Source organism: Psychrobacter piscatorii, from assembly GCF_043641605.1.
GTDB classification, from domain to species: domain Bacteria; phylum Pseudomonadota; class Gammaproteobacteria; order Pseudomonadales; family Moraxellaceae; genus Psychrobacter; species Psychrobacter piscatorii_C.
Map to the genome: position 1 here is coordinate 1 of NZ_JBHZRK010000014.1, position 12,349 is coordinate 12,349.

General features: G+C 43.4%; 9 protein-coding genes. 2 read left to right on the forward strand and 7 right to left on the reverse strand.

Annotation, left to right across the window (positions count from 1 at the left end):
• Positions 1-277: 277 nt before the first annotated feature.
• The 4 genes from fusA to ACHUET_RS12000 all read right to left on the reverse strand — a co-directional run bounded on the left by fusA (position 278) and on the right by ACHUET_RS12000 (position 5,310).
• Complete coding sequence (gene fusA / locus ACHUET_RS11985) at positions 278-2,404, reverse strand: elongation factor G (protein WP_201599905.1); 2,127 nt, start codon at positions 2,402-2,404, stop codon at positions 278-280.
• A gap of 351 nt (positions 2,405-2,755) precedes the next feature.
• Positions 2,756-3,229 (reverse strand): 30S ribosomal protein S7, encoded by a 474-nt coding sequence (gene rpsG / locus ACHUET_RS11990; protein ID WP_057761735.1) that lies wholly within the window; start codon positions 3,227-3,229, stop codon positions 2,756-2,758.
• 208 nt (positions 3,230-3,437) lie between these two features.
• Positions 3,438-3,812: a 30S ribosomal protein S12 gene (gene rpsL, locus ACHUET_RS11995; protein ID WP_011281154.1), complete on the reverse strand. Its 375-nt coding sequence runs from the start codon at positions 3,810-3,812 to the stop codon at positions 3,438-3,440.
• A 409-nt stretch (positions 3,813-4,221) separates the two neighbouring features.
• Positions 4,222-5,310 carry an EcsC family protein gene (locus ACHUET_RS12000; RefSeq protein ID WP_394213091.1) on the reverse strand — a complete coding sequence of 363 codons (1,089 nt, stop codon included), beginning with the start codon at positions 5,308-5,310 and terminating at the stop codon, positions 4,222-4,224.
• Positions 5,311-5,836: 526 nt separating this feature from the next.
• On the opposite strand from ACHUET_RS12000, the gene ACHUET_RS12005 reads away from it, so the two are divergent.
• The gene (locus ACHUET_RS12005) at positions 5,837-7,072 is read left to right on the forward strand and encodes a beta-ketoacyl-ACP synthase II (protein WP_371532953.1); all 1,236 of its coding nucleotides are present in this window, start codon (positions 5,837-5,839) and stop codon (positions 7,070-7,072) included.
• 3 nt (positions 7,073-7,075) lie between these two features.
• Positions 7,076-8,764 carry an anthranilate synthase component I family protein gene (locus ACHUET_RS12010; RefSeq protein WP_394213093.1) on the forward strand — a complete coding sequence of 563 codons (1,689 nt, stop codon included), beginning with the start codon at positions 7,076-7,078 and terminating at the stop codon, positions 8,762-8,764.
• 114 nt (positions 8,765-8,878) lie between these two features.
• Here ACHUET_RS12010 and hisC read toward each other — a convergent pair whose 3' ends face one another.
• From hisC to hisG, 3 genes are all read right to left on the reverse strand, one after another.
• Positions 8,879-10,012, reverse strand: a complete 1,134-nt coding sequence (gene hisC, locus ACHUET_RS12015) for a histidinol-phosphate transaminase (RefSeq protein ID WP_394213094.1) — start codon at positions 10,010-10,012, stop codon at positions 8,879-8,881.
• A gap of 76 nt (positions 10,013-10,088) precedes the next feature.
• On the reverse strand, positions 10,089-11,384 hold the full coding sequence (gene hisD / locus ACHUET_RS12020; RefSeq protein WP_394213096.1) for a histidinol dehydrogenase: 1,296 nt from the start codon (positions 11,382-11,384) through the stop codon (positions 10,089-10,091).
• Between the two features lie 251 nt (positions 11,385-11,635).
• Positions 11,636-12,328, reverse strand: a complete 693-nt coding sequence (gene hisG / locus ACHUET_RS12025) for an ATP phosphoribosyltransferase (protein ID WP_071002912.1) — start codon at positions 12,326-12,328, stop codon at positions 11,636-11,638.
• Positions 12,329-12,349: the final 21 nt, after the last annotated feature.

Sequence of the window (12,349 nt, forward strand, 5' to 3'; positions counted from 1 at the left end):
GATGGTACCGACGTTGACGTGTGGCTTGCTACGTTCAAACTTGGCCTTTGCCATGGGTATTTCCTCTTTTTTTTGGTTCCAAGGCTTAATTCATATAAATATGACAATTAAGAAAATCTTGGTCACCTTAAGATAATTGTTAAAAGGTCGCACATACTAATGTGCAGATATTATAAGAAAATTGCGACCAATAACAAGTCTTTTAACAAGTTATTGGTCTATTCTTTAGTGACAATACACAGAGATACTCTATATTGTCACCTTCAGTAAGTTTTATTTACTCGTCATCATCTTTAGAGTTGAACTTAGAGATGATTTCAGCAGCAACTGATTTTGGAATTTCAGCGTACTTTTGGAATTCCATTGAGTAAGTTGCACGGCCTTGTGACATAGAGCGCATTTGAGTGGCATAACCAAACATTTCCGCTAATGGTACTTCAGCACGAATCTGTTTAGTACCGCCAGGTAGATCTTCCATACCCTGTACCAAACCACGACGACGGTTAAGATCGCCCATGATATCGCCCATGTAGTCTTCAGGTGTTTCAACTTCTACTTTCATTACTGGCTCAAGTAGTGCTGGGTCAGCGGCTAAGAAACCTTTTCTGAAGGCCATAGAACCTGCCATTTTGAACGACAATTCATCAGAATCGACGTCATGGTAAGAACCATCATACAAGGTAGCTTTCACGCCAACGACTGGGTAACCAGCAAGTACGCCATTTTTCATGCGCTCTTGGATACCTTTATCAACAGCACCGTGGAATTCTTTTGGTACCGTACCACCAACAACTTCTTCAGCGAATTCATATTCAGTGTCGCCAGCTGGATCAAGTGGCTCAAGACGTAGCCAAACGTGACCAAACTTACCACGACCACCAGTCTGACGTACAAATTTGCCTTCTTGTTCAACCGTGTTACGAATCGTCTCACGATAAGCAACCTGCGGCGCACCGATGTTTGCTTCAACGTTGAATTCACGCTTCATACGGTCAACAAGAATCTCTAGATGTAGCTCACCCATACCACTGATAATCGTCTGACCAGACTCTTCGTCAGTGTGTACACGGAACGATGGATCTTCTTTTGCCAAACGGCCAAGAGCGATAGACATTTTTTCTTGGTCAGCTTTGGTCTTTGGCTCAACTGCTAGAGAGATAACTGGATCTGGGAATTCCATACGCTCAAGCGTGATCACATTGTCTTCATCACATAGTGTATCACCAGTAGTCACATCTTTCATGCCGACTAAAGCTGCGATATCACCAGTACGAATTTCTGCAAGCTCTTCTTGAGAGTTTGCCATCATCTGTACGATACGGCCAACACGCTCACGCTTCATTTTAACTGGGTTATAAACACTGCTACCCTGCTTCATCACACCAGAATAAACACGTACGAAGGTTAAGTTACCAACGAACTTGTCGTTCATGATTTTGAACGCTAGTGCTGAGAAAGGTGCTTCATCTGATGCTTCACGGCTGCCTTCGCTTTCGTCTTTGTCATCAAGAATACCTTTAATAGCAGGTACGTCGATTGGTGCTGGTAGATACTGGATAACCGCATCTAGCATCTTTTGTACACCTTTGTTTTTAAAGGCAGTACCACAAAGAAGTGGGATGATTTCGTTATCGATAGTCAACTGACGAATAGCGCTGTGGATCTGGTCTACAGTCAATTCACCGTTTTCTAGATATTCGTTCATCAACTCTTCGTTGGCTTCAGCAGCGCTTTCTACAAGATATTCGCGGTATTCTGCTGCTTTGTCTTGTAGTTCAGTTGGGATATCACGCTCATCATACTGCATACCTTGAGACGCTTCGTCCCAATAGATAGCTTTCATGGTCACTAGATCAACAACGCCTTCGAAGTCATCTTCTTTCCCAATTGGAATAACCAATGGTACTGGCTTGCCGCCAAGACGGGTTTTGATCTGTTCGATAACACGATAGAAGTCAGCACCAACACGGTCCATTTTGTTTACAAATGCAAGACGTGGTACTTTGTATTTGTTCGCCTGACGCCATACGGTCTCAGACTGTGGCTGAACGCCGCCTACTGCACAGTAAACCATGCAAGCGCCATCAAGTACACGCATAGAACGTTCAACTTCGATTGTGAAGTCAACGTGACCCGGGGTATCGATGATGTTGATACGGTGTTCGTCAAACTGTTTAGCCATACCTGACCAAAAACAAGTTGTTGCTGCTGAGGTAATAGTAATACCACGCTCTTGTTCTTGCTCCATCCAGTCCATAGTGGCTGCGCCATCATGTACTTCGCCAATTTTGTGGCTAACACCGGTATAGAATAAAACACGCTCAGTAGTGGTCGTTTTACCAGCATCGATGTGCGCTGAAATACCAATATTGCGATAGCGTTTTAGGGGAGTTTTACGAGCCATAGTGTTTTCCTAGGAAAAGTCGTGTATATAATAATGTATTGTGTCTCTACCTCATACTCTATGACAAAGCGTTCAGCTTCGTAATATTACTTACTGATTATTGAGCCTAATACGGACAAAAAAAGAGCAAATACTAAGAATAGTGTGGCATCAAATTTGGGATGTTCTCTAATGAAAGGATGAAAGCCATACTTGTTAATAGAGACATCTGGATAGATGTCCGCCACCCCAGTCATTAATAAATAACATTTATATATGACCGAATGATGATGGCGGCAATCAATAGAATAAACAACAATGTAAGATTAATGAGTATGAGCCACTAATCTCAAGCTACTGTTAAAAAGTAGCTTAGAAACGGTAATGAGAGAATGCTTTGTTAGCATCTGCCATGCGGTGAACTTCGTCACGCTTTTTCATAGCAGCGCCTTTGCCATCAGCAGCATCATTCAATTCGCCAGCTAAACGCAAAGCCATTGATTTTTCAGAACGCTTAGCAGCAGCTTCAGCTAACCAACGCATAGCCAAGGCAGTACGACGGGAGGGGCGTACTTCCATTGGTACTTGATAGGTTGCACCGCCAACGCGGCGAGCTTTTACTTCTACCATTGGGCGTACGTTTTCAAGCACTTCTTCGAAGAAAGATACTGGATCTTCAACTTTACGCTTCTCACTTACTGTCTCAAGTGCACCGTAAACGATACGCTCAGCAGTAGATTTTTTACCATCACTCATTACATGGTTGATGAATTTTGCAACAGTTTGGCTACCAAATTTAGGATCCGGTAGGATCTCACGGGCAGCAACGACGCGACGTCTTGGCATAATAAATTTCCTTATCTTCAGGAGTGTCTAACATTCACAACATCGACTACTTATCATTGGGATATAGCAGTGAGTTATCAGTTAGCCTTACTGCATGGTGGTATGTTTTAAGAGCAAATCACTTATATAGAAGTAATATGACTACTGACACCAAACCCATGCACAGTTATTGGGTAGTGCAAAAAGCTTATCTAATAACGTTTAGTTATTAAACTTTAGGCTTCTTAGCACCGTACTTAGAGCGACCTTGCTTACGGTCTTTAACGCCTGCGCAATCTAATGCACCGCGAACAGTGTGATAACGTACACCTGGTAGATCTTTTACACGACCACCACGGATTAGAACAACACTGTGCTCTTGTAGGTTATGACCTTCGCCGCCGATATAGCTTGATACTTCATAGCCTGAAGTCAAACGTACACGACATACTTTACGCATGGCAGAGTTAGGTTTTTTTGGCGTGGTAGTATATACACGAGTACATACACCGCGACGCTGTGGGCACGCTTCCAACGCAGGAACTTTTGACTTTTCCTTGATGGTTTTGCGACCTTTACGAATCAATTGGTTAGTTGTTGCCATAAGGCATCCTTCTCCCGTTTGGTATAAAACAAAAAAATGGGCCAATGCACCATCTATCTGGCAATAATTGCAGATTTCAGGGCACCCATTTTTAGGACAGTGTATTATAAAGAGTTGTTGCTGCTATTTCAACCACTTATGAATGGTTTCGCTTTACAACATTTGATAGATATGCATTCAGCCTCTTATTGTATCACTTTATCATTTTTTCGCCGAAAAATAGCGTCATAAATGAAGTAAACAAGGCAAGCTCAAGCATCATTAAGAAAAGATATTCGAATATAAATGCTACTTGATAGTAACTAAGTGGTGGTATTTATCCTGATTTCAAGTCACTCTACTCAATCAGACCAAGATAAATACCATTGTGCTTATTAATATACAATCCAACTAGCAAATAATATTTCTATTACTTGGCTTTTTTATCAGACGTTTGCTTGTCTGAGTCTTTTTTGCTGCTGGTTTCTTCTGTATCGCTATTTTCTTCTGTCTTTTCTGTGTCTTTCTGCGCATCGTTATCGCTGGCTTTTTTTACTTCAGCCTCGCTACTACTGTCATCAGTAATGGCGCGATTGGCCAATTTTGCCTCTGGCGCGAAAGTCGCTTGAGCAACGCCAATCACTTCATCAATCAACTGACTGTTGTAATGTGCGCCGATGGCTACTGCTGTAACGGGAATGAAACGGCGAACCCATAATAGGTTTATTTTGTCCAAATCGATCCCTACTTGGCTAGCAATACTGTCTATTTGCTCAGCATAGTAGTTTACGTTTTGATTTTTTAGACCCAAGTTCTTAAGCTCGCTATGCAACCCGCGGCTCTGAGCATTATCAAGCAAACCTTTACCGATACCCATCCCTGCTAGCAATGCTTGTTTTTCTTGCATTTTGCTTAGGTCTGCATTCGAGAGCAATTCGTATGCCATCTTCACACCTTGTTTACCTGTGAGCGGCTTATTGTATATAGCTGCAATTTGGTAGACAGTACGTAGAGATACCAATAATAACCATAAGGTATCAGCCAGTAAACCTGGTAGACCTGCTAGACCTGTCAGGCCACCCATTGCTGCAAGTGCACGGTTTTGGTTAGCAATATCGGTTGCAAGTGCATAACGCTCTTCATCATCTAAAGTGGCAATATTGGCAAAGCGATGCTCGTTCGGTAAGTCTAATTGACTCCAGTTTGATGCAAGCTTCGCAACTTGAGCAAACGCGCTATCTACTGTCGATTGAAAAAAGCTGTTTGGCACGACTTTTTTGGCATATTTGCCATAAGTAGCAAAACGTGGGCCCAACAGTTGCTGCGTAGCTTTTAAGGTTTGCTCACGAAATAAATCTTGTTGATAATCCTCATCACCTAGATCTACCGCTTTATATTGACGCGGCTTGCCTGTTTTGGCATTCATGCTATCAATCATGGAGCCTACGCGCTCTAAGTTATTACGTGTGAAAGAGCCAATAGTATTGATACTTTTTGAAAGAGTACTACGCTTTGCCATCGTGATGTCCTTAATATGATGATTGGTTTTATTCTAGTATTAGTAATCTTAAGCAATTATTTTAGTCAATCGCTATAGTCTTTGTCAGTGCGAACAATGTTATCACTGTCACAAATTTTGTATCTAAAAGTATAACTTAATTTTTGTCTGACTTAACCATAGCCTTTAGGTTACCCACATTGTTTTTTATAAATAGACAAGCGATTGCTTGGATGAAAGTGCTTCATAGCCACTCAATTTCTCATTACCTTATAGCGATAGAGGCTATTTCGCCATTATTTTACACTTGTCCAAAGATTTTCAACGCTTGATACGTTATCATGTGCCGTAAGTTAGAGCATAATTGTACACTGAATTGATATCGTCTTTAATAGGCTGTAGTTACCTTAATCCATGCTATCGTTATCTATATAGACTATTTTTTCACTATAATGCTCAAATTCATTCATCGTTAAACCTCATATATAGATTTACAACGATTATTGCCTGTCAATAGCGGCAAATCGTTACTTACAAGGAATAGAATATGCGTCGCGTCGTTATCACTGGAGCAGGGATTGTCTCTTGTATCGGACATGATTTAGCCACGGTCACTACTGCTCTTAAAGAAGGAAAGTCTGGTATTACGTTTAATGATTCTTATGCTGAGCACGAGTTCAAATCACACGTGAGCGGTAGTATTAATCAATCAGAACTGGATACTAGTGGTATCGATCGTAAGCTCAAACGCTTTTTTAGCGATGCCAGTCTGTACGCTTATGTCAGTGCACTAAACGCCATTGAACATTCAGGACTGTCACTTGACACCATCAATAACAATCCACGCGTGGGTGTCGTCGCAAGCTCAGGCGGTGCGTCAACAGAAAACATCGTGAACGCTGTAGATGCCATGCGTGAAAAAGGTCTACGCGGTGTCGGTGCGATGGCTGTACCTAAAACCATGGGCAGCTCAGTATCAGCAGCCCTAGCTACTGGTCTAAAAATCCAAGGTGTCTCCTACTCGCTGGCCTCTGCTTGCGCGACTTCGACTCATTGTATCGGTCATGCCGCTGAGCTTATCCAACTGGGTAAAGCTGATGTGATATTGGCTGGTGGTAGTGAAGCTGAGCATTGGACGCAATCTTGTATGTTTGATGCGATGGGTGCAGTGAGTACTCAATATAATGACACGCCAACACTCGCTTCAAGAGCTTATGACAAAGATCGCGACGGTTTTGTGATTGCTGCTGGTGGCGCGATGGTTGTGGTTGAAAGCTTAGAGCATGCTCAAGCACGTGGCGCCAATATCTTGGCTGAAATCGTGGGTTACGGTGCTACCTCTGATGGTGCCGAGATGGTTGCCCCAAGTGGTGAAGGCGCTGTACGCTGTATGCAACAAGCCTTAGCTGAAGCTGGTCTAGAAAGCGTTGATTATATCAATAGCCATGGTACCAGCACACCGCTGGGCGATATCACAGAACTCAAAGCGATTGCCAAAGTTTTTGATAACGATGTCAGTAAAGTACCGGCTATCAGCTCAACCAAATCGATGACTGGGCACAGCTTAGGCGCTGTTGGTGCGCAAGAGCTGATTTACTGCCTACTAATGCTACAAGATGGCTTTATTGCCCCAAGTATCAATGTTGACAACCTAGATCCTGCAGCTGAAGGTTTCGATATCGTCACCCAAATGCGCGAATCCAATCTTGAAACCTTGATGAGCAATAGCTTTGGCTTTGGCGGTACTAATGCCACGCTCATCATCAAAAAATTCGACGCTTAAACCATGGTCGCACCAAATCAAATGATAACTGAGCAGACAGACTCTGACCCATCGCCAGCTAGTAAATCTAGCTGGCGTTTTGGTGATTTGTCAGCGGCTGAATTAATGCCACAGCTAAGACGCCATTTACTCAATCAAGATGATGCAGCAAATTGGCAATTGGCTTGGTTAAATAACGATGGACGACCAGTAATTGGCTTACTGCCTAAAGTCAGCTGGTCGGTTTATGCTACTGATCAAAAACCTTTTAAAAATTCAGTCAATACTTATAGAGTGGTTAAAAACTGCCGTGATAACTGCTCTACTCATAGCAAACCAACCACAACAGCATATATGAGTTATCTAGAATGGCAAAATGAGCTTATTGCTTACAGCAAAGCTTATGATACCGATAATAATAGATCAAACAACATAAATTCGAAAAGCACAAACTCCAGTTATCATCATGGTCTGGTTGGTTTTGTCGGTTACGATATCGCTGCTTATGAGTTAAGTCCTGCAGACAGAATCGAATTGGCAAATCAGCCTTGCGCCTCATTAGGGCATTACGATATCTATCTAACACCTGTTGCCGATACTGATACCGGTTGGGAGCTAAAAAGCATTCAAACCAATAGTAGCTCTGAGGAAGCTGCTGGCAATAAGGCAAAAGATGAGTTCATAGTTGCTCTGACATCCTATCTAGATGAACTGGATAAAAAGCTATCCGACAAATATCTAAATCAAGCACAGTTTGAAGATGCATCAAATATTACTCCTTTAATCTTAACTCCACGCTGGAGCAAATCTGACTACCAACAAGCATTTGATCGCACGCAAGACTATCTACAGCAAGGCGATTGCTATCAAATTAACCTGACACAAAAGTGGTCTGGCTATCTGCCATATAAAAGCGATGCGACTCAACCAACTTCAGCACTTATCGACTATCTCCCTTCACTGCATCACAATACGCAAGCACCTTTCGCAAGCTATTTGAGCGTTGATGGTGCGAGCGTTGAGCACGTTGATACCTTTAACCACAGTTTTGAGCTATTAAGCTGCTCCCCTGAGCTGTTTTTTACTTTTACCAAAGATAAGGCTACTAATAAACACCATATCCTGACCAAGCCAATCAAAGGTACTATGCCTCGTGGCTCCACTGACAAGCAAGATGAATCATATAAGCAACAACTGATCGATAGCGAAAAAGACCGTGCCGAAAATGTCATGATTGTTGATTTGCTACGCAATGATTTGGGTAAATATGCCAAGATCGGTAGCGTAAAAGTACCGCAACTGTTTGCGATTGAAAGCTTTAGTAACGTGCACCATATGGTCAGCACTATTACTGCTGAGCTAAAAACTGACACTCACCCGTTGGCTGTCCTGTTTGGTAGTTTGCCTGCTGGCTCTATCACTGGCACACCGAAAAAACGATCTGTCGAAATCATTGCCGAACTCGAATCCACACCGCGCGGTGCTTATTGCGGCACCATGGGTTATATGAATTTTGATGGCAGTGGTCAATGGAATGTGTTGATTCGCACGCTACAAGCGAATGGTTCGGCCCACAATGACTTTAATAAAGAAAGACAGATCAATCTATGGGCTGGTGGCGGTATTACAGTCGCGTCTGATTGTGATGCTGAATATCAAGAGTGCCTAGATAAGGTAGGTAATCTACTGGCAGTGTTGGCGAACAAAGTATAAACGACTGAAATACTATTTTGCGCTGGCCTCTAAAGAAAAAAGCCTACTTAACATTGCGTTAGCAGGCTTTTTTAGTACTTATCGATAGCATCTACTACACAAGCAGGTAAACCATTAATCAGCCGTCATGCTAGTCTCTGTATGCAGCTCTTTTAGCGCATTAATCAAACGCTCATGCTGATCTGAGGTACCAACAGTGATACGCAAATACTCATTAATGCGCGGCTTATCAAAATGGCGAACGATAATCCCTTGATCGCGCAAGGTACTCGCCACAGCACTTGCATTACCATCTTTTGGACGGGCAAAGATAAAGTTGGCATGCGAGGGCAATACTTTATAGCCTAGCGCCGTCAACTCTAAGGTCAATGACGTACGCAAATCGATGACCTGTTGACGAGTTTGCTCAAAATAATCCACATCTAGCACACTTGCCGTCGCACCAGCTTGCGCTAGCTTATCCAGTGGATAGCTATTAAAACTATTTTTCATACGCGTCAATGCTTCAATCAACGAAGCACTACCAAAGGCCATCCCAACACGTAAACCAGCAAGTGACCGTGATTTTGAAAAGGTCTGCGTCACGATAACGTTGTCACACTCATTGATTAAGCTGACCGCTGAGACTTGCGCGTCTGTGCTGTCTGCATCAGCCTGAGCAAAATCAATATATGCCTCGTCAATTACAATCACGGCGTTAGAATGCTCGCTGGCTAGCTTACGGATATCAGCAAGTGATAAGAGCAAACCTGTTGGCGCATTTGGGTTGGCAATGATGATACCGCTACAAGGCTGGCGATAAGCATCAGGATCGATACTAAAATCTTCTTCTAGTGGAATCTTGACGAGATGTACGCCAAAAGTCTGCGCATAGACAGGATAAAAGCTATAGCCAATATCAGGTGATAAAAGCGGACGCTCTTTTAGGAAGAAACTGGCGAATATAAGCGCCAATACTTCATCTGAGCCATTACCGACAAACACTTGGCTGACATCAAGGTCATATGCTTGTGCCAGTGCAGCACGCAGGTCATTGGACTCAGGTGCCGGATATAAACGCAGCTCTTGCGCTTGCTGGGTGAGTACTTTAGCGATTGCCTCCGCTACTTTTGGTGAGGGCGGAAACGGGTTTTCATTGGTGTTCAGTTTACATAAATTGTCGTGCTGTGGCTGCTCACCCGGCACATAAGGTGACAAGTTGCGTGCTTTAGATGACCAAAGTCTAGTATCTATCTTTGACTCACTCATAAATTATCCTACTAATTAGCCATACAGACTATTAAAAATATCTATCAAAAGTAAAAACGAAGACGCTCAAAATATCTTACTGATAACGATAACGGGCTGAGCGCGCATGGGCCTCTAGGTCCTCACGTTGCGCTAAAATATCTGCCGTTTCAGCCAAAGGCTTGCTGCCAGATTCACTGCAATAAATAATTGATGATTTCTTCTGAAAGTCATAGACACCTAACGGTGAAGAAAAGCGCGCAGTACCGGATGTTGGTAGCACATGGTTTGGACCTGCACAGTAATCCCCAATGGCCTCAGGCGTGTGGCGACCCATAAAGATAGCACCCGCATGACGAATACCATCTAGCAATGCATCAGGGTTACCAACGGATAACTCCAAATGCTCAGGGGCAATACGATTGATCAGTGCCATACCCTCGATACGATCTTTCACTAAAATAAGCGCGCCACGGTTTTGTAGCGAATCACGTGCGATATCTGCTTTTGGTAGCTCAGCGAGTGCTCTTTCTATCTCTAACGCAACTTCTTTTAGCTGCTCTTCACTGGTCGTCACAAAGATGGCTTGAGCGATACGGTCGTGCTCTGCTTGCGACAACAAATCCATCGCGAGCCAATCAGCTCGATCTTGCGCTTCACCCTCTGCATATACCAACACTTCTGAGGGGCCTGCAATCATATCAATGCCGACTTGTCCAAATACTGCGCGTTTGGCTGCCGCGACATACTTATTACCCGGCCCTGTGATTTTATCCACAGCTGGAATAGCCTCAGTACCATAGGCTAAAGCTGCTACCGCCTGCGCGCCGCCAATGGTAAAGACACGGTCAACTTGAGCCAAATGTGCTGCTGCTAATACCAAAGGATTGAGCACCCCTTTTGGCGCTGGTACGACCATGATGACTTCAGCGACGCCAGCCACTTTGGCAGGAATAGCATTCATCAGTACTGATGATGGATAAGATGCCAAGCCACCCGGCACATAAATGCCAACGCGATCAAGTGGTGTGACTTTTTGACCTAAGCGATTGCCCAGCTCATCTTCATATTGCCACGTTTCTTGTACTTGGCGCTCATGAAAGGTCTGTACCCGAGTAGCTGCTGTGGTCAACGCCGTCTTTACATTTTCATCAAGATTGGCAAATGCATCGGCAAGTGCTTCTTTAGACAGCTCTAACTCTTGCATCGTTGTCGCTGGGTGCTGATCAAATTGCTGAGTTAATGCCAATACGACGCTATCGCCATCCGCACGTACTTGTGCGATGATATCGTCAACGGTATGCAATAATCTAGCATCGTTGACTGTTTCAAAGGCAAGCAGTTGTGTCAATTGATTGTCAAAATCGGCATCTTGGGTACTTAACTGGCGCATGACCTAATCCTATATCTGAGCATAAAATACTGCTGAAAATAAACGGCGTGAATATAACTAAAGTATGCTTATTATTCACAAATATGGCGACTTACTCGCTGTCTTCTTGTCTAAATTTTACGGTGATTTTATTTTTTCGCAAGCTAAGACAATAAAACCAGTTTAGCACGCTATATCACTCATAGCCTGCTAAACTGGTTTAAAAATTCGTATCACCATGCTTTATATTACCAATGATTAACACCGGTTTACTAGGCATTGGCAATACTGTTTTTAAAGCTATCTAAAATGGGTTCTAGTAACGCAAATTTGCGCTTATAGCTGACTTGATTGACGATAAGACGTGATGACACATCACAAATATGATCGCGCGCTTCAAGCCCATTCGCGCGTAGGGTATTACCCGTATCAACCACATCGACAATCAAATCACCCAAGCCCACCAATGGCGCAAGCTCCATTGAACCATAAAGCTTGATAACATCAACTTGCTGACCTTGACTCGCAAAATAAGCGCGCGCTACATTGACATATTTGGTCGCGATACGCAGACGACGATTGGGCAGTGGTGCATCTTTTACGCCAGCAGTCATCAATTTGCATTGAGCGATTTTTAAATCAAGCAATTCATACACGTGGTTCGCGCCATGCTCAAGCAGAACATCTTTCCCCGCTACACCAAAGTCAGCCGCACCGTGTTCGACATAGGTCGGTACGTCGCTCGCACGCAAGATTAATACCCGTACATTTGGGTTTGATGTTGGAAAAATAAGTTTGCGCGAGGCTTCAGGGTCTTCTAAAAGATCGACACCCGCTGCACGTAGCAGTGGCATCGTTTCTTCTAAAATACGGCCTTTTGATAACGCCAACGTTAGACCTGAAAACGCATCGTTTACTTCGTTTAATAGACCGTCGGCTGGTGCAGGTTTGCTTGTCTCAGTCATAATGACATCATGTCCATGTGC

Coding starts and splice junctions, on each gene's coding strand:
- fusA (WP_201599905.1), bottom strand. CDS start 2,404: ATGGCTCGTAAAACTCCCCTAAAACGCTATCGCAATATTGGTATTTCA.
- rpsG (WP_057761735.1), bottom strand. CDS start 3,229: ATGCCAAGACGTCGCGTCGTTGCTGCCCGTGAGATCCTACCGGATCCT.
- rpsL (WP_011281154.1), bottom strand. CDS start 3,812: ATGGCAACAACTAACCAATTGATTCGTAAAGGTCGCAAAACCATCAAG.
- ACHUET_RS12000 (WP_394213091.1), bottom strand. CDS start 5,310: ATGGCAAAGCGTAGTACTCTTTCAAAAAGTATCAATACTATTGGCTCT.
- ACHUET_RS12005 (WP_371532953.1), top strand. CDS start 5,837: ATGCGTCGCGTCGTTATCACTGGAGCAGGGATTGTCTCTTGTATCGGA.
- ACHUET_RS12010 (WP_394213093.1), top strand. CDS start 7,076: ATGGTCGCACCAAATCAAATGATAACTGAGCAGACAGACTCTGACCCA.
- hisC (WP_394213094.1), bottom strand. CDS start 10,012: ATGAGTGAGTCAAAGATAGATACTAGACTTTGGTCATCTAAAGCACGC.
- hisD (WP_394213096.1), bottom strand. CDS start 11,384: ATGCGCCAGTTAAGTACCCAAGATGCCGATTTTGACAATCAATTGACA.
- hisG (WP_071002912.1), bottom strand. CDS start 12,328: ATGACTGAGACAAGCAAACCTGCACCAGCCGACGGTCTATTAAACGAA.